Origin of the sequence: Robertkochia flava, from assembly GCF_020166515.1 — a bacterium.
Lineage (GTDB): Bacteria > Bacteroidota > Bacteroidia > Flavobacteriales > Flavobacteriaceae > Robertkochia > Robertkochia flava.
In genome coordinates this window covers 539,033-564,246 of the sequence record NZ_JAINZT010000002.1, presented here as the reverse complement: position 1 = coordinate 564,246, position 25,214 = coordinate 539,033, and the positions used below count along the sequence as shown (strand labels likewise).

Annotated in this window: 17 protein-coding genes; 4 read left to right on the top strand and 13 right to left on the bottom strand. The window is 44.9% G+C overall.

Annotated elements, in window-relative coordinates:
• Positions 1–67: 67 nt before the first annotated feature.
• The gene (locus tag K7R11_RS02895; RefSeq protein ID WP_224488511.1) at positions 68–2,110 is read left to right on the top strand and encodes a TonB-dependent receptor; all 2,043 of its coding nucleotides are present in this window, start codon (positions 68–70) and stop codon (positions 2,108–2,110) included.
• A gap of 48 nt (positions 2,111–2,158) precedes the next feature.
• Here K7R11_RS02895 and K7R11_RS02890 read toward each other — a convergent pair whose 3' ends face one another.
• Both K7R11_RS02890 and K7R11_RS02885 read right to left on the bottom strand, forming a co-directional pair.
• Complete coding sequence (locus tag K7R11_RS02890) at positions 2,159–3,703, bottom strand: glycine--tRNA ligase (RefSeq protein WP_224488510.1); 1,545 nt, start codon at positions 3,701–3,703, stop codon at positions 2,159–2,161.
• 34 nt (positions 3,704–3,737) lie between these two features.
• On the bottom strand, positions 3,738–4,658 hold the full coding sequence (locus K7R11_RS02885) for a coiled-coil domain-containing protein (protein ID WP_224488509.1): 921 nt from the start codon (positions 4,656–4,658) through the stop codon (positions 3,738–3,740).
• 41 nt (positions 4,659–4,699) lie between these two features.
• On the opposite strand from K7R11_RS02885, the gene K7R11_RS02880 reads away from it, so the two are divergent.
• Positions 4,700–5,398: a ComF family protein gene (locus tag K7R11_RS02880; RefSeq protein WP_224488508.1), complete on the top strand. Its 699-nt coding sequence runs from the start codon at positions 4,700–4,702 to the stop codon at positions 5,396–5,398.
• Between the two features lie 50 nt (positions 5,399–5,448).
• Positions 5,449–7,059 carry an Ig-like domain-containing protein gene (locus K7R11_RS02875; protein WP_224488507.1) on the top strand — a complete coding sequence of 537 codons (1,611 nt, stop codon included), beginning with the start codon at positions 5,449–5,451 and terminating at the stop codon, positions 7,057–7,059.
• Here K7R11_RS02875 and K7R11_RS02870 read toward each other — a convergent pair.
• The 3 genes from K7R11_RS02870 to K7R11_RS02860 all read right to left on the bottom strand — a co-directional run bounded on the left by K7R11_RS02870 (position 7,046) and on the right by K7R11_RS02860 (position 13,300).
• Positions 7,046–7,816, bottom strand: a complete 771-nt coding sequence (locus tag K7R11_RS02870) for a nitrilase family protein (RefSeq protein WP_224488506.1) — start codon at positions 7,814–7,816, stop codon at positions 7,046–7,048. The genes K7R11_RS02875 and K7R11_RS02870 overlap by 14 nt on opposite strands.
• A 69-nt stretch (positions 7,817–7,885) precedes the next feature.
• Positions 7,886–10,549 (bottom strand): DUF5689 domain-containing protein, encoded by a 2,664-nt coding sequence (locus K7R11_RS02865; RefSeq protein WP_224488505.1) that lies wholly within the window; start codon positions 10,547–10,549, stop codon positions 7,886–7,888.
• Between the two features lie 12 nt (positions 10,550–10,561).
• Positions 10,562–13,300, bottom strand: coding sequence for a carboxypeptidase regulatory-like domain-containing protein (locus K7R11_RS02860; protein WP_224488503.1), 2,739 nt, complete (start codon positions 13,298–13,300; stop codon positions 10,562–10,564).
• A gap of 76 nt (positions 13,301–13,376) precedes the next feature.
• Here K7R11_RS02860 and K7R11_RS02855 point away from each other — a divergent pair, with 76 nt between their 5' ends.
• Positions 13,377–14,453 (top strand): endonuclease/exonuclease/phosphatase family protein, encoded by a 1,077-nt coding sequence (locus tag K7R11_RS02855; RefSeq protein WP_224488500.1) that lies wholly within the window; start codon positions 13,377–13,379, stop codon positions 14,451–14,453.
• Here K7R11_RS02855 and K7R11_RS02850 read toward each other — a convergent pair.
• The 8 genes from K7R11_RS02850 to K7R11_RS02815 form a co-directional block, all read right to left on the bottom strand.
• On the bottom strand, positions 14,406–14,840 hold the full coding sequence (locus tag K7R11_RS02850) for a hypothetical protein (protein ID WP_224488498.1): 435 nt from the start codon (positions 14,838–14,840) through the stop codon (positions 14,406–14,408). The genes K7R11_RS02855 and K7R11_RS02850 overlap by 48 nt on opposite strands.
• 99 nt (positions 14,841–14,939) lie before the next feature.
• On the bottom strand, positions 14,940–17,588 hold the full coding sequence (locus K7R11_RS02845) for a TonB-dependent receptor (RefSeq protein WP_224488496.1): 2,649 nt from the start codon (positions 17,586–17,588) through the stop codon (positions 14,940–14,942).
• A gap of 161 nt (positions 17,589–17,749) precedes the next feature.
• On the bottom strand, positions 17,750–19,390 hold the full coding sequence (pgi, locus tag K7R11_RS02840; RefSeq protein WP_224488495.1) for a glucose-6-phosphate isomerase: 1,641 nt from the start codon (positions 19,388–19,390) through the stop codon (positions 17,750–17,752).
• A gap of 9 nt (positions 19,391–19,399) precedes the next feature.
• Positions 19,400–20,698 (bottom strand): M23 family metallopeptidase, encoded by a 1,299-nt coding sequence (locus K7R11_RS02835; RefSeq protein WP_224488494.1) that lies wholly within the window; start codon positions 20,696–20,698, stop codon positions 19,400–19,402.
• Positions 20,691–21,662: a tryptophan 2,3-dioxygenase family protein gene (locus K7R11_RS02830; RefSeq protein WP_224488493.1), complete on the bottom strand. Its 972-nt coding sequence runs from the start codon at positions 21,660–21,662 to the stop codon at positions 20,691–20,693. Before K7R11_RS02830 ends, K7R11_RS02835 begins: the two co-directional genes overlap by 8 nt.
• Before the next feature lie 2 nt (positions 21,663–21,664).
• Positions 21,665–22,465, bottom strand: coding sequence for a DUF3108 domain-containing protein (locus K7R11_RS02825; RefSeq protein WP_224488492.1), 801 nt, complete (start codon positions 22,463–22,465; stop codon positions 21,665–21,667).
• Between the two features lie 298 nt (positions 22,466–22,763).
• A complete protein-coding gene (gene hppD / locus K7R11_RS02820) occupies positions 22,764–23,903 on the bottom strand; it encodes a 4-hydroxyphenylpyruvate dioxygenase (protein WP_224488491.1) in 1,140 nt (379 codons plus the stop codon).
• A gap of 112 nt (positions 23,904–24,015) precedes the next feature.
• On the bottom strand, positions 24,016–25,173 hold the full coding sequence (locus K7R11_RS02815; protein WP_224488489.1) for a homogentisate 1,2-dioxygenase: 1,158 nt from the start codon (positions 25,171–25,173) through the stop codon (positions 24,016–24,018).
• Positions 25,174–25,214: the final 41 nt, after the last annotated feature.

Below are 25,214 nucleotides of genomic sequence, written 5' to 3'. Positions count from 1 at the left end.
TTTTTTAAAGCCCCTCACTCCCGCTAAATTGTTATCAGATTGCATATTTTATCCTTATTTTCATCCCATGAAAAAGTATGCCCTGTTCCTTTTCCTGAATCTTTTCCTGACCCATGGGTATTCACAGCAAACAGCAGATACGCTCAAGGCTGTGATCTTAGAATCAGAACGCCTGGAAAGACCCCGGCAGCTCATCCCGGAAAGCGAGGTTACCCCTGCCACCCTAAAACGGTATAACCCGGCTGACCTTATTTCTCCGTTAAATGAAACCCCCGGACTGTACATATTCTCAGGGAGCCTGAACACCAACCGGCTAACCATCAGAGGTGTTGGCTCAAGGACTCCTTTCGGCACCAATAAGGTAAAGGCCTATATCAACCAGATCCCCGTTACCAATGGTGTAGGAGAAACATCTTTCGGAATTTTTGACCCGGAAGCCTTAGGATCCATTCAGGTGGTTAAAGGTCCCAAGGCCACCGTATACGGGGCAAACCTGGGAGGCACGCTACTGTTAAACCCACTACTTCCTTCTCAAGGCCAGGGGTATATCAGCACCAGTCAGACCCTGGGCTCTTACAACCAATACAAACAAAGTACCCAGGTAGGAATACATGAAAATGACCTGAGCGTGTTCTTAGGTTACGACCACCTTCAGCAAGACGGATACCGGGAAAACAATGCCTACAACAGAAACGGCTACTTATTGAATATGAAAAAATCGTTTGGGAACGATTTCAACCTCAAATTTCTTTTTAACCATATCAACTACAGTGCTCAAATTCCCAGCTCCCTCAATCGTTCAGATTACCTGAATAATCCGGAAAAAGCAGCCGATAATTGGGCGGCAGCACAGGGTTATGAAGATGATAACGCTACCCTGGCGGGAATTACCGCGGAGACCCGGATATCCGGGAAGCTCCTCAATACCACAAGTATTTTCACCACCTACAACGACCACTACGAACCCCGACCGTTTAATATCCTGGATGAGAACACTTTTGGAGCAGGCTTCAGGAGTTTATTACAATATGCGATTAACGAACATATCCTGGTGAATTCCGGTCTTGAACACCTTCGCGACCGATACAGCTGGAGGACCTACGAGAATCTGTACGAAGAGAACAACGGGATGGGAAGCCTGCAGGGTATTCTCTTAACCGATAACCGGGAAAAACGCAGTTTCACCAATGTTTTCACTGAGATAAAAGTTGAATATGGCGATCTGAGGGTACAGGCCGGCATTAATTATAACAACACCCGATTTCGTTTTACCAACCTCCCGGGCAGCATGGAAGAAATTGAAATTGAGCGCGATTTTAACCCGGTGTGGTCCCCCAATATCACCCTTACCTACCAGGCGGCCCCACAACTCAATATCTTTCTGAATACGGCTCATGGATACGCTTATCCGAGCCTGGAGGAAACGCTGAATCCGGAAGGATTACTCAATCCGGAAATAGCTCCGGAAAAGGGATGGAATTACGAAACAGGCATTTTATATGACAAATCAGGTTTCCGGGTACAAACCTCTGTATATTTTATGCGAATCAGAAATCTTCTGGTGGCCGAACGCACAGCAGAAGACCAGCTTATAGGGCGTAATGCAGGAGTTACCCATCATTTCGGCCTGGAATATTCCATCGAAAAGCAATTACCTGACCTCGCCGGGATTCGGCTCAATTTAACACTTAACGGAACTCACAACTGGCATCGTTTTGAAACTTTTGCCGATGATGGCAACGATTTTGCCGGAAATAAACTTACCGGAGTTCCCGAATACATCCTGGTTCCCGGAATACAGGCACAGTGGTCATCAAAATTCTACACTAATCTCACCGGGCAGTTTATTGGAAGCATTCCGGTTACAGATGCCAATACGCTCTATAGTGATCCTTATGGCATATTTAATTTAAGAGCGGGATACACGCAACCCCTGATTGAAGACCTTGTATTAGAACTTAACGGAGGCATCAACAATGTATTGAACAAGAAATACGCGTCTTCCATACTGATCAATGCTTCGGGCTTCTCGGGTGCGGCACCCCGTTATTATTATCCCGGTTTACCGGTGAATTTCTACCTGAACGTACACCTTCGCATGACGCTATAAAAAAACCCCCATGCTTTGGCAAGGGGGTTGAACTTTAACTAAGCGCAATCAGCTTATGCGTTTCAGCCAATGGCTCATATTGGTTTCTTTTGATATCATGGCATGCAAATCGGATATTGCCACCCGCTTTTGCTCCATACTATCGCGATATCTCAAGGTTACTGTATCATTCTCCAGGGTTTCATGATCCACCGTTACACAGAATGGGGTACCTGCAGCATCCTGCCTTCTGTAGCGTCTTCCTACCGCATCCTTCTCATCATAGTCTACCTGCATATCCCACTTAAGATCGTCAAATATCCTGCGGGCCACCTCGGGAAGGCCATCTTTTTTAATCAGAGGGAGAATTGCCACCTTGGTAGGTGCTAATACTGCAGGAATACGAAGTACGGTCCTGGTTGAACCGTTTTCCAGTTCTTCCTCCTGCAGGGCACTGGAGAACACCGCAAGGAACATCCGGTCTAAACCAATAGAGGTCTCCAGGACGTAAGGGGTGTAGCTCTTATTTTCTTCAGGATCAAAAAACTGAAGTTTTTTACCGCTAAACTCTTCGTGTTTGGCCAGGTCGAAATCTGTTCTGGAATGAATTCCTTCGAGTTCCTTAAATCCAAAGGGAAATCTGAATTCTATATCTGCAGCGGCATCTGCATAGTGTGCCAGCTTCTCATGGTCGTGATAACGGTAGTTCTCTTCTCCCAAACCAAGGGAAAGGTGCCATTTTAGCCTGGCTTCCTTCCAGTACTCATACCATTCCTTTTGAGTACCTGGTTTGATAAAGAACTGCATCTCCATTTGCTCAAATTCGCGCATACGGAAAATAAACTGTCGGGCAACGATCTCATTCCTAAAGGCCTTTCCGGTCTGTGCGATTCCAAACGGGATCTTCATTCTTCCCGTTTTCTGCACATTAAGGAAATTCACAAAGATACCCTGGGCGGTTTCCGGGCGCAGATACAGGTCCATTGCAGTATCGGCGCTGGCTCCTAATTTCGTTCCGAACATCAGGTTAAACTGCTTTACATCCGTCCAGTTCTTGCTTCCCGTTTCCGGGTCTGCAATGCCCAACTCCTCGATAAGTGCCTTAACATCAGCGAGATCTTCCTTCTCCAGGGATCTCCCCAGGCGTTTTAATATGGCTTGAATTTCTTCCTGATACTTCAGGACCCTTGGATTAGTAGCAAGGAATTGCTCCTGATCAAAGTCATCCCCAAAACGCTTGGCGGCCTTTTTCACTTCCTTTTCGATCTTAGCCTCGATCTTGGCAGTATGATCTTCTACCAACACATCTGCCCGGTAGCGTTTTTTAGAATCTTTATTGTCAATTAACGGATCGTTAAAGGCGTCTACGTGTCCTGAAGCCTTCCAGGTAGTGGGATGCATAAAGATCGACGAATCAAGTCCGACGATATTTTCATGCAGCTGTACCATGGCCTTCCACCAATATTCCCGGATGTTTCTTTTGAGTTCGACTCCGTTCTGGCCGTAGTCGTAAACGGCACTTAAGCCATCATAGATCTCACTGGAAGGAAAAATATAGCCGTATTCCTTCGCATGGGAGATCACTTTTTTAAATTGATCTTCTTGTTTTGCCATGGCGCAAAAATATGTTATTTGGAAAAATTTATGCCTATTTCAGGGTAAAAACCGAGGAAGCCAGTAGATTTTCACCATAAAACACGTTCACCCTGTAATTGCCTTCGCGCTGGAGATTCTCAACCACGATATAATCACAAATATTCATGGGACGATTCTCGTAGTCAATCACCAGTTTTTTACTGTATGGGAGTTTTTTGTTATTCACATTATCTGCCGTTCCCTGACCCAGGATCTCATTGGAGGGATCTACAAACTGCAGGTAAAAAACCTTCTCTCCGGGCTGTAAAAGGGTATTGGGAGCAAGGTTAAAGCAAGCCCTTAGGCGCTCGGCACTGCCCAGCCGGGAGGTTTTTACCGCCTTTCCGTTAGATCGCACCTTATAGGCTGATCCTTTCAGAGAGCTCACACTCAGGGCTGCACTCCCCTTCACCTTAGCTGTTAACTGGATATTTTCGTTTATAAGAGAATCTGTGAATTGGGTGAGGTCTTCATTAGCGATCTTTAAAGCTTCAGAATATCGCTCCAATTCAGTATACCGGAGTTTTGCACTGTCTATTTCCTGGGCCAGAAGAAGGTTTTGCAGCCGCACCGAATCCAGGGTTTTATGCAGCGCCCTGTTTTCCAGTCGAATCGAAGCCAACTCCTTGCGGTACCTGCCCAGGATCTGGTAATCTACTTCCATTCTTTTTATGGAGTCCATTAAAAGCGCGATTCGCCTTCTGCTGGATTCGATCTCCTGCGCATAAGCCTCATTCTCCTGTGCCAGACCATCAAGATCAGATTCTATTTCTTCCAGGTCATCCATGATCATGCCCTTGGCATTCTCGAGGAAAGACACCTTCTCTTCGGTTTGAATATAATTGAAATATGAAAATCCTGTTAGGGCTATAATGCAGAGTAGCAGGACTCCCAGGACTATTTTTTGACCGATTTGCTTCTTTTGGGAGCTCATTAAAAATAATTAGCTTTGAGAATAACTTATATGTTTTCCTATTGCAAGGCGCAGTAAAGATACTAAATGATCTCCAAAACCTGTTCTTTCCGGGAGCATGTCTTTGTTGTCGCTCCTTACTTCCTGCTCCCGAGCAATTTATCTGTGTAAAATGCCGGCATCACCTACCCTTAACCGACTTTACCAACCGAAGAGACAATGCCACAGAACGCATCTTTCAGGGACGCTTCAGACTGGAAGAAGCCACCTCCCTGCTCTGGTTCCATAAGAAAGGGCCCGTACAAAATCTGATCCATCAGTTAAAATATCGCGGACATCAAAAAGCCGGGGAATATCTTGGCCATTGGTTAGGAGAAGAAATCCGGTTGTCATCGCGATTTAAGGATATTGATCTCGTTATACCCATGCCCTTGCAACCCAAGAAATTACGAAAGCGGGGATATAATCAAACGGAAAAGTTTGCTTCGGCCCTTGCCGAGCACTTAACCGTTGCTTACAGAAATGACCTGTTGCGAAGAACCGACAGGAGTACTTCCTTTTCTCTTCGGGGAAGGATTAAACGGGTTATGGAGTCTCAACCCCTTTTTGAAGCCAATACCCCCGAATTGCGCCGGTATAAACATGTGCTTTTAACAGATGACGTGATCACTACGGGAATTACCCTGGAAAGCGCTGCCCGTGCCATTCAGGAAAGGTCAGGGATCAAGGTCAGTTTTGCGACGATTGCAATAACAGCTTGATTTTATCTTTAGTAAAAATAATCGTTATTTTGCACCACTAAACAGCTTCGATGAGATCCAGTAAATTTCTTTATTACAGCTTGTTCTTCGGGCTGATGTTTTCTCTTATCAATTGTGCCAAAAGAGGAACGCCAACGGGAGGGCCAAAAGATGAAATGCCTCCAGAGATCATCTCTACCAAACCGGATAATTACTCCGTGAATTTTAAGGGGAATGAAATTACATTGAATTTCAATGAATATGTTACCCTGAAAGACCTCCAGAAACAGCTGGTGGTGTCTCCACCGCTAAAATATCCGCCGGAAGTAAGTCCGCAGGGCGGAGCAAGCCGAAAGATCACCATTGAAATGCTGGATACCCTGAAAGACAACTCCACCTATGTGTTCAATTTCGGGCAGAGTATTGTTGATCACAATGAAGGAAACCCCTACCCCTTCTACCGCTATGTGTTTTCCACCGGAAGTTATATCGATTCCCTGGAACTGGGAGGTACCGTTAGCGATGCCACCCAGAAGGAACCTGATAATTTCATAAGCGTTATGCTTTACGAAATCGACACCGCATTTACCGATTCTATCGTCTACAAATCTCAGCCCACCTATATTAGCAATACCCTCGACAGTTCAGTTACCTTCAGCCTTACCAATCTTAAAAAAGGAAGTTACAGGCTGGTAGCCATAAAGGACGAAGGCAATGACAACCTGTTTACCCCACGGACAGACAAAATTGGTTTCATCGCAGACACCATTGAGATCCCTACGGACACCACTTACCATATTACCCTTTTTAAGGAGGTTCCCGAATTCCGGATCGCCCGCCCTGTAATGCTGAACAAGAACAAGATCGCCTTTGGATACGAAGGGGAGGAAGAGGGAATGAAGATTGAACTTCTGTCGGATATACCCGACACCTTCAGAGCAGCCACCATCAGGGATGCAGCAACCGACTCGATCAACTATTACTTTACCCCCGTTGAAGCAGACTCCCTTTTATTCCGTGTTTCCCGGGAATCGGTGGTAGACACATTCACGGTAAGAATCAGGGACCTGTACAATGACAGTCTTCAAATTACAGAAGCCCCCCAAAGAAGTATGCAGCTTTCTGACACCTTCAGGATCAGGGGTAACATCCCTTTAGTATCATACCGGGCAGAAAACATGCAAATTCTCGACCGGGATTCGTCTGCAGTAGATTTCGATCTGAAGCTGAAGGAGAAGGAAAATGAACTGCTCTTTCTCTGGAACGTTCAACCCGGGAACAAGTATGATATCACCCTTTTACCGGGAGCGGTGACGGATTTCTTCGGAAACGAGAACGACAGCCTGCAATACAGTCTTACAACAAAAGAACTCGGGCAGCTGGGTTCTGTTCGGGTCCGGCTTCAAAATACCGAAACCTTCCCGCTGATCCTGGAACTGACAGACCAAAAAGATAATGTAAAACAATCCCTGTTTATCGATAAACCCGCTTTGAGCTATAATTTTGTCAATATCGATCCGGGAACCTACTACATCAGGGTTATCCATGATACCAACGGAAATGGGAAATGGGATACGGGAGATTACCTGGAAATGCGCCAACCGGAGAAGATCAGTTACTATCCTGACCCCATAGAATTGAGAGCGAACTGGGAGATCGAACAGACTTTTATTTTAGATTAAACAGGTCGCGATCTTCAAGAAACCGGAGCTTTGCTCTGGTTTTTAACATCTGAGACCGGTTCAGGCTCACATAGACCACCTCCTCCCCGCTGGTATGTACCAGGGTTTTTCCAAGCTCATCATAAGCCCCGCTATGCCCGGGATAGGCATAATCATTCCCGTCTTTCCCAATGCGGTTTACACCAACAGAATATGCCATATTTTCTATGGCACGGGCCTTGAGTAAAGTATCCCAGGCATCGATCCGTATCTCCGGCCAGTTGGCCACGTAAATAAGAAGGTCGTATTCCATATCATTTCTGGAAAACACCGGAAACCTCAGATCATAACATACCTGAGGAAAAATTTTCCAGCCCTTATAAAGGATCAGTTTACGGGTATCTCCCCTTTTATATTTCTTATCCTCACCGGCATAGGTAAAACTATGCCGCTTATCATAATAATCCACTTTTCCTTCCGGGTGAACGAACAGGAATCGGTTTCTGAATACTTCTCCTTCCCTGATCACCAGGCTTCCGCAAATAGCAGCTCCATGTTGTTTTGAAAGATCCTTCATCCATTCCAGGGTAGGCCCTTCCATGGTTTCGTAAACCCTTTCGGGATGCATGGTAAAGCCTGACGAGAACATTTCAGGAAGTACAATAAGATCGATATCCCTGTCGATCTCCGAAATACGTTGCTGAAACTGCCTGCGATTGGCATCCACATTTTCCCATATCAGATCTGCCTGTACCAGGGCAAGTTTTAAATTCTCCATAAGTTTTTCAGAAATGAATCTGAATATAATCAATCCTGTTTGCCCTTACAACAATGTCTGCCCTGTTTTCTAATGATGCACCCCGGGATCAAAATCCTGGGGGGCACTTAACAGCTGTTTGTGGGTTCCCAGCTCTCCATGACCGTTAAATACCTCCCATTGCTGTGCATTAAACAACGGGCTTCCCATAATAATCCCTGTTTTCCTGACAGCCCTTCCATCCTGGAAGTCGTGAGAAGTCCCTGTACCGTCCTCTCCGGGCACCCCAAAAACATCCATCAGCTCCCCGGAAGGTCCCACCAGTATCATATTGTCATCGCCATTGCTGTCGGCTGCAGAGGAAGAACCTCCCTGTATAGCAGGTGGGAAGCCATATACCTCTTCAAAATCCATGGCATTGGCTGCAATAACAAGAACTGCATTTCCTTCTAAGCGGATATTGTTAAAAGTGATCACTGTACTTTCCGTATAGGCCTGATTCCCGTTGGTATACCTCCTTAATTCCCAACCGGAAAGATCGACACCCATTTCGCTGTTGTTGTACAACTCTATATACCGTGAATTTAAATCGGATGAGGAATTCAATGGATCTGCAATTTCAGAAATGATGACTCCATGCCCTTCGCCCAATCCGGAACACTGCAGCGCGTCTTCATTAAACCCGATATCCGAGGGCCTTCCGACCACAAAATATCCGTCGTAATAAAAACCCGAAATCGCGCCACTACCTCTCTCTGCGATATAACCGTTCAATGCCGAATCTTCCAAAACACGTAAAGCAACCGAATCAAAGCAGTCTCCAACCAGGGTCCCATCTGAAATAGTCCCGATATCTCCTAACAGGGATACGGGATAGAGATTAAGCCATTGCCCTGCATAATCATTGTTATTTAACTCCGAAACAGAGATCTCCATCGGCCCCGGCAGCACCCCGCTTTCCAACAGGACGATCTGGAGAGGAAGAAGGCCTTCCACCGCCGGTATACCCGCGTGATGCAGCAGGTGCCCACCCATTAATGCCACCCTAACCCTGCTCCCCCTGCTTATCTGGTGCTTACCGGTTAACTTAACCGAAAGACTTCCAGTATCACATTGAATCAGAATTTCATTATTGGGAAAACTACCAAACTCCACATCACTTATTACCACGCCCTCCACAACCGTATTATCCATAATTAAACCGGGGGTATTTATGCTCATCTGTGTCATATCAATTGCCGGAACTCGTTCCGATCCTGAAAAATATAAACAGTGATCACCCTTCGGTTCAAAATAATCGTTTGGGGAAATCGGCTTAAGCTGATACCCATCATTAAAGGTGAGAATCCCGGTAGCACTGCCACTCCCCTGTTCATTATCTCCCGGGGTAATATTCTCAGGGAGAATAACCGAAAGGGAATTTCCGTAACAGTCCGTAAGAAGCCTGTAGCGCAATCCTTCCCGAAGGATTCCGGAACCGGCAAATTGAACGTCTTTTAAGGTAATCAGCTCTCCAACCAGCGCTTCATTAATTTCGACAACAGAGTGAACTTGTGGTTCAACCTCCTCCAAAGGTTCATCTGCCAGATAGATAAAGTAGGGCAAAAGATCTCCGGGTACAGGCTGCCAGGAAGTATCCCCGGGATATGCAAGGACGAACTCTCCGTGATCCCTGATTAAAACCAATCCCCTCAGATCCACAACAATCCTGCTACCTGAGGTATACCCATCCTTGTACAGCTCCTTTTTACCCGTTTGAATACGAATTGCACCGGAGGAATCCCGTATGTAAAGTTCCCCTTTAAAAGGTGCTGAACTATCATCCGCAATGACAACAGCCCCCAGCACCCGGCCCTCAAGCTCCCCTGTCATACTTCCTTCTGAATACATATTCTTTATCTCTGCTATACTGCTGTTGGGATCCGGAGGAGAACAATTATAAGCGTACCCATTGCAACGATCATGGTCAAAAACCAGATCTTCAGCCTTATTAATGAGCAGTTGTGGCTTGCTCCCACGTAATTTCAGCACTCCTGTAGCCCTGCCCATCCCTTCCGGAAGGGACAAATTGTGAAAGTCGGAATACCCACTGGTTAAAAGTTCCACACCGGATTTCCCGCAGCCATCCAGTTTTCTGACCGTACTTTCCTCAAAATCTGCATAGGTCTTACACAGATCTGAAGCGGCCACCTCAACCCCTTCGAACAAGACGTAAAGAAACTGCCAATGGGCATCGAGACTATCAGGATGCACCACTTTTGGATGCATTTTAACCAGGGGGTTACAGGATCGAAAAAGGTGCTTTTCTGTGACCTGCTCGGGGATCCTTGCCAGGGTTGTAACCCCAAAGCTATTTTGTTTAGACCCCACCTGAAGGGCACCATCAATCGACCTTACGAACAACCCTTTCAGATTCAGGTATACCTCAGCCCCCTGGGGATATTTCAAGTGGGCATTTCTAAGGTCGGTCCTTAATTCCACCCCCGTTTCGGGGTTCTCCGGAGCGTCCTGCAAATAGATCGCCCCATAAACATTGCTCTGGCGATCATCCGAGCTCACATACAATCGTATGATCTTTTCTGTACCCACCAATACAGGTTCAGCACCGAATTCCCGGGAAATGGCCGATACGTTTTCAAAACTGTCCGGCATGGCATCACACTCACCAAGGGCTCCGAAATCGTCTCCGGGAATACACCCCCAAAAAACCAGAATCACCATTACCTGCAACAGCATCTTCCACAGTACTTTCATAACAGTCATGAATTAAAAATTAACAGCAAGATTCAGGAAATACGTTCTTCCTGCTCCATACCAGTATTTGGAGCCAAACGAAGGTGAACCGCTTAAAGCGTCATTGTAAAGATCCCTCAGATTGGCATTTCTGTTCTGTTCATACCCACCCGTTTCATAAACCGCATTAAAAAGATTGTTCACACTTAGAAAAACGGATATATACAGATCATGGATAAGCCAGGATTTCCCTCCGTTAAGATCGAGATAATGAATGGGCTGTAATTTCTCCTGGCGCAAAAGCGCATCAGCGGTTTCCATGGATATATCATTTACCTCTTCATTTGTCTGAGGATCTGTAAAGAAACTTTGAGTTCTTCTAACCTTTGACACCCCAACATAATTCCGGTCCAGGTAACTGGCCACTACCCCGATCCACCAGTAATCTGCTGCCCTGTAGTTTAGTCCTGCAGATATGGCAGACTGCGGGCCCTGCGACAAATAAAGCCCCTTCAAGGAGGAGGGTCCCAGTGCATACTGCCCTTCAGCATTGATCACCTCTTCCTCGTTTACAGTATTAAAACTAATGAGGATCTCAGGGTCTGCAGCATACCTGTATACCCCGTGGGCAACAACGAGATCGAATTTCACCTCACTGCTGATATCATATTCCAGGCTGAACTCCCCCCCAAAGTGCATTTTTTGGCCTCCCTGGCTCAGCTCCTGTACAAAAGCATTCCCAACCCCACCATCGTAATAGTAAAAGTTGATCTCATTAAACCGGGAAAATTCTGTAAAAAACAACGATGTCCTGCCTTTTATTCTTGGCAAATCCATCCTGTAACGCAATTCAGCTGCTGCTATACTTTCCGGACGGACCTGATCAACCGTAAGCTGGTTTTCCCTGGGATTAAGGTATATGGATCTCAGATCTGGAATTCGCTCCATATACGATAAGTCCAGTCCAACAATATGCCTTCCTGTAATTCTGTATTCCCCACCACCCTTAAAAGATTTGGCCGCTAGTTTTACCGGGGCTCCCTTCCCTGATGAGTTTTCGGGATAGCGCTCATTGGCAAAAAACCCTGATCGATAAGTATTAAAATAAGATCCGGCAACCGAAGAATAGGCCGATCCTCCCGGAAAATTAATGGTATACCTTAGAAAGCCATCCGTTCGGAACGTGTTCAAGGCATATGAATATGCAAAGACATCTTCTTCATCTTTTAATCCTGAATAACCAAGGTCATTATTAGTTTGTGAGAAGGGATCCATATCCGGGTGGAATTCTGCCCCTAACATGTCCCTTATCGCAGCAAAATATTCCGAGTTGGTAAGCCGCGAATATATCCCGGCAGAAAATACACCTCCGGGTCCAAGCCTGTATGAAGTACTAAGGGAAAATGTTAGATCTTCTGTGCGCTGCACGTCGTCATAAAGCAGATAAGAAGCATTCCCCATGTTGCCCGGAGAAGTATTTACCCGGTACAATTCGTCCCAGTTCAGCTGGGGATTGCTTAGAAATTCATCCTTCGTCAAAAGGGCATTGTCATAATTAACCCGATTTCCGTTAAGATAATACGAGGGAAGATACCGGTAATATACAGGATCTGGGTTGGAAGCATTATAATAACCCAGCCTTCCTGCAGATCGGGTTCCCCGGGAATACAGCAGGCCCAACTGATAACTTCCCTGTGCAGCCTCATGAAAATAATTTAGCAGAAAAAGTGGCCGATTCATTCGCCTGATACGACTGTTTCTTTTCTCCTTCCCGTGATAGCCCCAGAATGGATTGTATCTCGGTCCTGCCAGGGTCGCGACTTCCCTGGTCAAAGCGGCCCTGCTGCCCATCCGCCTTGGAGCATAAAAGGCATTAAACACCAGGGCGTCTTTGGGACCCAGGTTGTATTCAACAGCGGCGAAAAAGGAAATGGCATCGTACAAGGTACCGTCTACATAGCCCTCTGATGCCCATCTTCTTGATGCTGACAAGCTATAGGAAAAATCGGCACCTGTGTCCCCTGAATTATAGGAAGCCATTAACCGCCCTCCGTAAAAACGGTTGGAAGCGGAGGAACTAATTCTCAATCCACGCCGGTTTAAGGAAGGTTTCAACATAAAATTAACCCCGCCTCCTACACTCCCAAAATGGACAGGAAGAGGTGAAAGTCCCGTAGTAACTTCCCGTTCCCTGAACATATCATTCAAACCACCCCAAAGGGCAAACCCAGCCCTCCCATTTTCAGGTTCATTTACAGGTATCCCGTTCAGGGTAATTTCCCTGTATTTGGAGTCGTAACCCCTGACCCGGTAAAAGGCCTGACTAAAATTAAAGGCACTTCGATTCTGATACACATCATCCAGCGCATTCAGTGGCACAAAATCAGTGCTAAGGTCAAAGGCCTCACCGGAAATATCAGGAGTCCCGGGAACCTGGTCAAAAGGTGGCCCCAGACCAATTTCAGGTATAAGGTAAAGCTCCCCCAGCGCTACCTGGGTCCCGGGGGTCAAATGGATCGGATATACTGCACTACGATATCCTTCGAAGGATAACCGAAGATCATAATTGCCGGGAGGAATCTCTTTCAGGGTGAAATCGCCATGACTATCCGTTTCGATCACATAAGAACACGTATCCATACAAACGCGAGCCCCGGACAACTCCTTTCGGGTTCTTTCATCCAGGATCTTACCACTTACAGATGATGGGATTTGGCATTGAAGAGGGCTAAAACAACATAAGCAGGTAAGCCACAAAACGAATCGTAACATACCTAAATTTTAAGAATTAGATTAAATGTATAGATTATTTTCTATATTTAATATAATAAATCGTATAAATTTAAAAATGAGGTACTTAGCTATCTGTTTAATCCTGTTTGTTACGAGGCTGGTCGCCCAGGACGTTTCCTCAAAAAACATTCTTATTGCTTTTTATAACACCGAAAACCTGTTTTTACCGTCCAACGCAGTTTCTGAAGACAGTTCGGGATACCGCTACGACAAACCCGGTTGGAGTGAAGCGAAATATCTCAAAAAACAGGAGAACCTGGCTATGGTAATCCGCCATCTTGGGGAAATTTACAACAAATGCGGACCGGACCTTATCGGACTGGCAGAGGTGCAAAACCTGAAGGTCTTAAAAGACCTGGTGCATCAGCAGTTGCTAATACCCGCAGATTACGGTATTATTCATTTCGACTCTCCGGATTATCGGGGAATAGACGTTGCCTTGCTCTATAAGAAAACAGTTTTTATTCCCATAGCTACAGCCTCGAGAAGGCTTCTCCTGTATAACAGAAAAGGGGGCCGGGATTACACCCGGGATGTTCTTGTTGTTTCCGGGTATTTGAACCAGGAGTTAATACACATTCTCGTGAACCACTGGCCATCCCGAAGAGGAGGCAAGGAAAGGAGTGAAGCGCACAGGATAGCGGCTGGCAAACTTAACAAGCGTATAATTGATTCTTTGCGCTGGCGTTACAGCGAGCCCCTTATACTTTCTATGGGGGATTTTAATGACGATCCTTCAGATCCCAGCATATTCCACCATATCACCGCAAACGTGCCCGGGCAAACCGGGAAACTTGTGAACCCTATGTTAGCGCTTTATAAAAAAGGGTACGGTTCGCTGGCCTACCGGGATCGTTGGCATTTATTTGACCAGATCCTGATATCCGATACCATCCACAACAAAAATCCCCGCTTCATGTCATTTGAAAAAGCGGGGATCTTCATGCCTTCATGGCTTAAAAATAAAAAAGGCAAATACAAGGGTTATCCCCTGCGTACGTATTCCGGAAACCGTTATACCGCGGGTTTCAGCGACCATTTTCCGGTATACGTTGTGTTTAGGGAAAAGTCCTTAAATCCGGAGTCAGGAAAACCAAATATCGTAAGGGATCCTGGAGAGGATAAGCACTAATCCAATTCCATAGAATACGGCGATCTTCATGAATTTACCCTTGGAGGTTTCTTCCTTTTTATGCTTACTCCACCCGATAGTGATCAGGGCAATAGCTATGATATTCACAAAAGGGTGCTCGACAAGTAAAAGTCTGAGCAAGCTATCCCCCATTACACCTCCGGCTTCCCATGCAGAGAACCTCGGGGAGACGAAATAAAGGATAAGTCCAAGAACAAGCTGAATATGGCTGAAAATTAATGCAAACAGCCCTATACGCAGATCTTTAGCCATGGTATACTGCTTATTGGAACTAATTCCCACAACGGCATTAAGCACAGCGACAACAAGGATGAATAGGGTGAAATACGCCCAATAGGAGTGTAATACATTAAGATAGGTATACATTTTCTTTCAGATTATAATTGCTTCTCAAATGTAAGCATTTTACTTATAAAAAAGCCCCGCTTTCCGGCGGGGCTTTTGGCATATCTTTCCGATGAAAGATTAGAAGTTATAACGAACACTCATATTCCAGGTAAGACCGTTTCCGTAGAAATACCCAAAATTATCGCGTTGATTGATATACTCATTATCAAAAAGGTTGTAGATATTACCTCTTAGCGTCAGGTTATTGTCGCCAAGATTAAAGATATAGGTTGCACCAAGATCGAAAAGAGAATAGTTATTCAACTTTTCTGACTCATAGGCTTCTCCATTTCTTGAAGCTTCCACCACATCCTCTACATCTACAAATCCGTAAAGATTCGCATATCCGTTCCAGTCAACATCAACCGTCAGTTTATTTGGAATGAAGCTGTAAGAAGCTCCAATTCCATAGGAAGTTTGAGGAGCCTGCCCCACTTTAGTATCTGTCAGGTTAACTGTTTCCTGTGCAATTTCTTCATTGGTATCGTTGTTAAAGATACGCAGCGGTGTAGTTCCCTCTAATTGCCAGTCACCAGCAGTAAAATAACCTCTTAGCATCAAGTCAACAGATGGCTTATACTTGGCATCGATTTCAAACCCTTTGTGAACCTGCCCGATATTGCTGAACTGGAAGTTTGCAAACACTACATTACCAGCTCCATCTTCGTAATCTCCGCTGGATGCAAGGAACCTGTTATCCCACTTGGTATAATATCCATTCACGTTTAACCTGAAGTCAGAACTCTGAAAACGGTATCCTCCTTCAAATCCGAAGATCTCTTCATTTTCCACCTCAGGATCGGCCAATTCGGTCTGATCATTCCTGTTAGGGAAAATATTATCCAGGAAAGGTTGTCTTGAGTACTTACCTGAGTTCACAAATACGGTATGACCCTCGGTGATATTCCAGGAAGCCCCACCTTTGATATTGTAACCTCCTTTGTTTACTGTAGGAGACGTCTTTGGATTATCTGAATCAAAGTTACCGCGATCCTCTCGCTTATAAGATTGGTTGGATACCGACCCCTGAACGAAGGCAGTAAAGCCTCCGTTGGAATACTCCACCTGTCCAAAACCTCCCTGGTAGTTAATGTTCTCTGAGTAGTCGTAATTGATACGCTCTCCCTCATCGGCATAATCAAACAGTGCCGCCCATGGGTTAGCTTCGAAAGTAGCGCTAACCACATAATCGTCAGGACGTCCTGAAATTGGCTCAATACGCCCGTCTAGTCCTAAAAGATCGACGATCTGACGGAAGTGGTCTCCCTTGTAGAAACGGAAATCGGCTCCTACGTTAAAAGTAAAGTTCTCCAGGGTATCGTAGCTGTAATTAAATACAGATCCATACCAGGCGTGGTTATTTACCGAAGACCTTAAAATTGTTCCATTAAAGCCTTGACTCAGGTTATTGGGTAAATTGGCGTTCGAAGTATTTACGATATAATCCCAATCGATCAATCCGTTCTCAGGATTGTAAGCCCCTCGCTGGATATCCGGATCTCCATCAGGATAATCTATAAATCGGATCCCATTTCCATAATCTCCGGTTCCTCCTCCACGACCAAAGGAAGCATACACTACAGTAGAGAAGTTGGATTTCTCAGAAATATTCCAGTCCCAGTTCAGGTTAAGAACAGGTTTGTGGTAATAATTACGACGAAGCGAGAGGTACTCCCCATTAAGAAAACCGTAGTTGTTGTTGTATTTTAAACCATATCGGTCATACAGGTCAAGACCTTTGGAAAAGTTCTGATCGTGCCACTGAGGCGCACCGGTGATCAAAAAGTTAAAGTTGTGGTCTCCCGCTTGCTTTCCTACAGAAAAGAAGTAGTTCTGTCCTTGTCCTTTGGTACCGTTAGCCCATTTGCTATGTGCCTGCCAATGATCAAAAAGGAAAGAGAATCCCCATCCGTTTTCATTAATCCCGGTATCATAGGATGCTGTTGTCTTAAAATAGCTTCCGTTACCCACCATAAAACGGGCAAAACCTCCCTCGTTCCTGTCGGTAGCCCGGGTTACGATATTCACCGTACCTCCCACAGAGGAGATAGCCAGTTTAGAAGATCCCAGACCCCTTTGGATCTGAATCCCATTAGCGATATCTGACATACCGGACCAATTGGACCAGTACATTCTTCCGTCTTCCATACCGTTAATTGGCTGTCCGTTAAGCAGGAAAGCAGTATTGGTCTGGTCGAATCCTCTCACAAACATCTGAGAATCACCAAAACCACCGGCCTGGTTGGAAACATAAACGTTAGGCGTATTCTTTAGAATTTCAGGGAATTCGACATTCCCCACCGCTTTTTGCTGAATCTCAGCGGCGCTGATCGAAGAAACAGCTATAGGTGTTTGTCGGTCACGTGCCAGGTCAATAACCCCGGATCCAACAACAACCACACCTTCCAATTCCTCTGCATCAGCAGAAAGCCTGATGGTTCCGATATCCAGGGAACTGCCTGTCATGGTAAAGGGCACTTCCTGAGCTACAAAACCTATATAACTAATTACAAGTGTTCCTGAAGAAATTCCTACCTCCAGGCTGAACTTCCCATCGAAGTCGGTAGAAGTTCCTGTACCTGCACCCTTAACGGTCACATTAGCTCCCGGTAAAGGTTCATTTAACTCCTGGTCTGTCACCGTTCCGGTGATAACTCCCTGAGCATAAATTGAACTACTGGTAAGTAAGACCAGCAGTACCATTAAAAAGTTGTAAAATGTTCTCATTAGAATGATATTAGATGAATAGCTGCGTAAAAATCGCATTTTGCGTTACAAAATTTCACTTTGCAATATTAACAAAATTTTAAATAACAAAAGGCTGACAATCAAATTGATAAGATTGTCAGCCCTTTTGTGAGAAAAATTAAATTTAACTTTCCTAAATGTTAATTTTCTATAAATCTTCGTATCAAATTAGCCGTAGAAGCATCGTGATCCGCAACAGCGCCCCCCTGGAAATCTTTTAATATTTCGTTAGCAAGTTGCTTACCAAGCTCCACTCCCCATTGATCATAACTGAAAATGTTCCAGATTACTCCCTGAACAAAGATCTTATGTTCGTACAACGCGATCAGGGCCCCAAGGGACTGTGGGGTAAGCCTGTCAATTAAAAACGTATTCGTAGGTTTATTCCCTTCAAAGATCTTAAACGGCAATAGTTTTTCTATTTCTTCCGAACTCTTCCCCTGGGCCTTTAGCTCTCCGATGACCACCTCTTTATCCTTACCATTCAACAGGGCTTCTGTCTGGGCAAAGAAATTGGACATCAGTTTCCTGTGGTGATCCATATCTCCGTGGAGAGGTTCTGCATACCCGATAAAATCGGATGGTATCAGTTTAGTACCCTGATGAATCAGCTGAAAAAAGGCGTGCTGAGAATTGGTTCCGGGCTCACCCCAGATAATGGTTCCGGTCTGATAGCCGACCCTTTTCCCGGATCTGTCAACACTTTTCCCGTTACTTTCCATGATGCCCTGTTGCAAATACGCAGAAAACCTATGCAGGTATTGGGTATATGGAATAATGGCTTCACTCTCGGCGTCAAAGAAATTGTTATACCAGATATTGAGAAGAGAGAGAATAACGGGTATATTTCTTTCGAATGAGGCTTCCCTGAAATGATTATCCATTGCCCTTGCTCCGTCCAGCAACCTGGAATAGTTCTCATATCCTACGGCAAGTGCAATAGATAGTCCCACCGCACTCCACAGAGAAAATCTTCCCCCAACCCAGTCCCACATAGGGAACACGTTATCGCTATGAATTCCGAATTCTTCAATTTTCTCCAGGTTGGTAGATACAGCCACGAAATGTTTTGCCACATCTTCCCCGGAAGCTGACTTCAGGAACCATTGCTTAGCCGTGTTGGCATTGCTCAGGGTTTCCTGGGTGGTAAAGGTTTTGGAGACGATCACAAACAGGGTAGTTTCAGGATTGAGGCCTTTCAGACTTTCCTGAACATGATCTCCGTCTACATTACTGATAAAACGCACTTCCAGGTGATTCTTGTAATATGCAAGTGCCTCCGTTACCATGGCAGGTCCCAGGTCAGATCCTCCGATCCCAATATTTACCACATGGGTGAACGGTTTGCCGGTATACCCCTTGCGGTTCCCATTTATTACCGAAGCCGAGAATTCACGGATCTTGTTGCGAACCTTATACACCTCGGGAATAACATTTTCCCCGTTTACCTGTACCTCATCAGTCTCAGCAGCCCTCAGCGCCGTATGTAAAACCGCCCTTCCCTCGGTCTCGTTAATCAGATCTCCACCGAAATATTTAGCAATCGCATCTTTTAGCCCCACTTCTTTTGCCAGCTCCAGCAAAAGACTCATGGTTTCACCAGTAATGCGGTTTTTGGAATAATCGATAAAGAAATCATTCCATTCTATTGCCATTTCTTCAGCTCTTTGAGGGTTTTCCCTAAAGAGCTCCATCATATGTGTATCCTTTATCTCATTATAATGAGCTTCAAGCTTTCTCCAGGCACCGGTAGTGGTTGGATCTATCGATTTTAAAGCCATAATTTGCTATTATTCGTTCATTGTTACTAATTCATTCTGTTCACCTTCCCCAGCACGTTCGGCAGGAAAAGCGATCGCATCCAGGCGCTCTTTGATCGGGGAGATATGCTTCAGGTATTCTTCCTTAAGGCTGTCTGTAATAGGTTCTGCATCGGGAAGGTCCTGCCTGAAAGGATCTACCTGTCGGCCATTCTTCCAGAATCGGTAACACACATGAGGTCCCCCGGTATTTCCAGTCATTCCAATGGTTCCGATCACATCACCCTGTTTCACAAAATCCCCCACCTTAACCAGGCGTTTCTGCATGTGCAGGTACTGGGTTGTATAGGTTCCGTTGTGCTTTATTTTTACGTAATTTCCGTTACCGCCCTTACGCGCCGATTCGATAACGGTACCATTGGCTGTTGACAGGATGGGGGTGCCGATAGGCGCAGCGAAATCTGTCCCTTTATGAGGCCTTACTTTATAGCCGTAATAAGCGATTCTTCTTTTTAGGTTGTAGCGGGAAGAGATCCTGCTAAATTGTACGGGAGCGCGGAGAAAGGCTCTTCTCAAATTCTTTGCATCCGCATCGAAATAGTCAACAATATGCTTCACTGAATCTACCTCAAAAGGAAAAGCGTAAACCGGCTCTCCCTTATGCTCAAAATAAGCGGCCTTCACTTCACCTACCCCGACAGAAATACTATCTTCCACAAATTTCTCCGTAAAGATCACCTTAAAACGATCGCCCTCCTGTATTCTGAAGAAATCGATGGTCCAGGCATAGATATCCGACATTTTATAGGCCACCAGCAGATTCACATCGTTTTCAAGAAAACTTTCATACAAGGAACTGTTAATAACTCCGGATACTTCCCGCTCCACTATTTTCACAGGCTTACTTTCCTTTCTAACCCTTGTGGAATCACTGAAATCAATAACCACATAATCTACCCTGTTCGGTTCATAAATAAAACTCACAGGTCGTTGCAGGCTGTCTTCCTTAGAACACAGCAGGGTATAGGGTTTACCTGCCTGTAAACTGGCAACGTTAAATGAATCCTTTGCCCCTTCCACGATGTGGTAGATCTGCGGATATTCAAGCTTATATCTCTGGAGGATCTCCCCAAAACTATCCCCGCTCTTAATGGTATCCCGCACCACTTTAAAATCATTCAGGTTATAACCATATTCGAATTCAGGTTCAGGCAGGGCCTTCACCTCTGCCTTGGCACTCGCTTTAATGGTCTCTCCCTTTTTCTCTTCATTTTTACATGCCACTACTGCCAAAAGCAGCAGGGCTCCAACCATAACATTTTTAAGCATTCTTTTTGATTTGAGGATTAAAAATATGTTCTACCCATTGTTTCCCCCAGTCGTCCTTTTCCTGTTCACTCCAAAAAGCGGGAAAAAAGATGACTTTTTGAAAACTTGGGGGCAGGTATTGCTTCCAATTGGTACCACCGGTAGCTTCAATAGTCATTTTTTCTTTACTCAGGTGGCGGTAAGCCGCGCCCATATGCATCAGGTTCCAGTTGATGTTAGCATTCTGGTCCAGGGTGCGCATGGATCTTATTAGGCGCTCATCCTTTTGCGCCTCCTCCGGTAAGGCGAGGTATTTTTCATAAAGGGTACTCCCTTTCACCTGATTGGCAATCCTTAAAAAGCGGGGTGTATACCGATATTCAAATTGCTTCAGGGTCAGGGTTTTTTCCCCGGTTCTTGAATCAACAGCCCCTTTTTTCCAATAAATATTCTCGTATAAGGTCTCCAGACCGGTATCGGCATCAAATTGACCCTGTACCGAATTATGCAACAGGTTCTCCAGGGGGGTGGCATAAAGTTCTATCATCCGGAACTGTGCACTTTGGAATCCGCTTGCAGGTAATAAAGACATGCGGTACTGCAGGAATTGTTCCCGGTCCATCCCCTTGATCATGATATCGAAAGAGGTGATCAGACTTTTGTAATAATTGTTGATGCGATCGATCTTCCGGATATAGAACTCCACGTCCTGCAGGCGGTCATCAATGATCTGCTTTTGCTCATGGATGATCAATTTAAAATAGAGCTCAGTTATCTGGTGATACATGATAAAGATCTCTTCATCGGGAAAATGGGTTTTGGGAACCTGCAAACTCAGCAGCGTATCCAAATGAATATAATCCCAATAGGTAAGATACCTGTCGTGGAGAAGTCCGTCAAGGTATGAGCCAAGATCCTGACCGGAGTTCCTGTACTTCTCCTCAAGCAACGCTATTCTTTTTTCAATTTCCGGCGAAATGCCCATTCCTACATATCTATTTTAAATTGATATTTCAACCCTTTAAAGGCATCCAGATCAGCCTTAAGCGAACCGATCACCAGGTCAGCCTGTATGCGAACCGGGATCTTATTCATATCATCAGACACCCAAAGGGTGAGACTCTCTTCTTCCTTAAACACGCGTCCGGAGTACACATATGGCCTGAATTTCAGGCATTTGATATCTCCAAACTTCGTTTCTACGATCTCTTTGCCCAAAAATTTAAGCCTGAACTTAAACACCTCATCTTCATCGTACAAAAGATCCAGTTCGATCTCCTGCCCTATTCTTAAATCCTCTGATTCATAATTATTCCTCAGATAATAAAAAGCAGACAAGAGGTCCTGAATGCCCTCGGTGGTCGGGATCACCGATTTTGAACCGTGTTTCCGGTTTACCACAAGGGCTTTATGATCATTATGGTCAAAATCGATCAGGAGGTCTTTGGTATAGCCTCCTTCATCGATCTGGCGAATAAAACGATAGGGTTTCCCGGTTTCTTTATCAAAGTAGGTCTCATAAACATCATCTACTTTAAAAAACCACCTGGCCAACCCGGTTGTTCTCCCTTCGCCAACCACATGAAAAACATCTTGTCCTTTAAACTGCTCCTCTCTTAAGGAAAGGGTGGCGTAACTGGCATTAAATAAGCCGTAATGAATGCGGAAGCGAAACCATTCGCCTGACTTAAAAATATTATCCACATTCCCGTTATCTCCCTGGTTCACAAAAGAGGAGAACAGAAATATCAGAATAGCTAAAGTGCTATATCGCAGGTTTCTGAACATGGTGCAAAAATATAAAATTCGGTAACATACTAGTGCTAACGGATTAATAAACAATTATTATTCCAAAAACCAAAAAAAAAGCCCGGCACAGAGCCAGGCTTTTCCATTAACCAACCAAAAACTTTAAATTATGAAAACTTTACTTAAAGTCAGCAAAAGGGCACCACCCTCTTTTGCGGGTGCAAATATACGTCACCTTTTGAGATTTAAAAGTCCTCACTTACAGTTTAACTATTTTTATAACATCTGTATAATAATAGCTTGGGTTGATTGTGATATTTTTAATAATAAATTGATTTTACAGTGTTCCCCTCATTTCCTGTTCGCGCTCAATGGCTTCGAACAGTGCTTTAAAGTTTCCTTTTCCAAAGGATTTAGCTCCTTTTCGCTGAATAATCTCGAAAAACATGGTTGGCCTGTCCAAAACAGGTTTGGTAAACAGCTGTAAAAGATAGCCTTCGTCATCACGATCGATAAGTATACCCAGTTCTTTTAACGGCTCAAGGTCTTCATCGATTTCCCCAACCCGGTCAAGAACCGTTTCATAATAGGTTTCAGGCACATATAGAAATTCCACTCCTCTTGCCTTAAGGGCCTTTACCGTTTCAATGATATTGTCTGTGGCTACTGCTATGTGCTGCACCCCGGCGCCATTGTAGAAATCAATATACTCTTCAATCTGTGACTTTTTACGCCCTTCTGCAGGTTCATTGATCGGAAACTTGATCCTTCCGTTCCCGTTGCTCATCACCTTACTCATCAGAGCGGTGTATTCGGTAGAGATGTCCTTGTCATCAAAAGATACCAACTGAGCGAATCCCATGACCTTGGCGTAGAACTCACACCATTTATTCATTTCATTCCACCCTACATTTCCCACCATATGGTCTATATATTTTAAACCGAGCGGTTCTGGCTTATATTCCGGATCCCATTTTTTGAATCCGGGCATAAATGGTCCGTTGTAATTCTTGCGCTCTACAAATACGTGTACGGTCTCTCCATAGGTATGAATACCGGACAAAATCACTTCTCCGTTCTCATCCTTAATCGTTTTGGGTTCCATATAACTCTCTGCACCGCGCTTGACCGTTTCCCGGTAACTCTTTGCAGCGTCATCCACCCAGAGGGCTACGGTTTTCACCCCGTCTCCATGTTTGTCGATATGCCGGTTAATATCACCCCCCTCCTGAAGCGGTGATGTTAATACCAATCTTATTTTATCTTGTTGGAGCACGTAAGACACCCTGTCTTTTACCCCGGTCTCCAGTCCGGCATACGCGACCGGTTGAAATCCCCAGGCAGAACGGTAATAATGAGCCGCCTGCTTGGCATTCCCCACATAAAGCTCCACGTAATCGGTGCCGAGAATGGGTAAAAAGTCTTCTGCCTGTTCTATTTCCTTATTCAAATTTAATGATGATGTATCTGTTGCCATTTTCTTCTGTTTTTAGGTTAAAAATTAATTGCTTCAGGTCTAACCTTCCCTCACCACATGGCGCGTAAGTGTGCGGTAATATCCACTCTGTTGTTCAACATATTGCCTGTATTTATTCCAGCCAGGATTTATAGTAATCGTTATCTGCGATCTTCATCGCTTCTTCTGTAACCATTAAGGGCTTAAAGGTATCTACCATAACTGCCAGCTCTTCGGTCTTTTCCTTCCCGATACTTCGCTCTACCGCTCCCGGATGCGGACCATGTGGTATCCCGGCAGGGTGAAGCGAAATATGCCCGGCTTCGATGTCATTTCTGCTCATAAAGTCGCCATCCACATAATACAAGACCTCGTCAGAATCAATATTACTGTGATTGTAAGGCGCAGGAATTGACTCCGGATGGTAATCGTAAAGTCTGGGCACGAAACTACATACCACAAATGCATCGGTCTCGAAGGTCTGATGCACCGGTGGTGGTTGATGGATTCGCCCTGTTATAGGCTCGAAATCATGAATGCTGAAGGCATACGGAAAATTAAATCCATCATACCCCACCACATCAAAAGGATGGGTGGCATAAACCATATCGAAAATCTCGTTCTGCTTTTTAATCTTCATCAGGAATTCTCCCTTTTCGTCTATGGTCTCCAGATGTTCAGGAGCCCTCAGGTCGCGTTCACAGAAAGGAGAATGTTCCAGCAACTGTCCGAACCAGTTCCTGTAGCGCTTAGGGGTATAAATCGGTCGCCGCGATTCAACAATAAACAACCTGTTGTCTTCAGTTTCAAAATCTATCTGATAAATTATTCCGCGGGGCAGCAGCAGGTAATCTCCGTACTTAAATTCCAGGTTTCCCAGCATGGTTCGCAGGGTACCACTTCCCCGGTGAATAAAGATCAATTCATCGGCATCTGCATTTTTAAAAAAGTAATCTTTTACCGATTTCTTAGGCGCAGCCAGGTAGATCGTACAATCGCTGTTGGTGAGTACTGCCTTACGGCTATTGAGGTAATCATCCTCCGGCTTCACCTTAAAGCCGTGAAACCTGAACGATTGCATGTTGTTAGAGACAGCCACCTTTGGAGTTACATCCTTTTTCCCGCGAATTTCCTTCACCTGTGTAGGCCGGTGCAAATGGTACATATTTGTAGCCATGCCGTCGAAACCAATTGTCCCGAACAATTGTTCGTAATACAGGGATCCGTCCGGCTTTTTAAAAATGGTATGTCGCTTGTGTGGGATCTTACCCAACTTATGGTAGAAAGGCATAACTCAATCGTTTGAAATTTTAACAAATATCGGAATAATTG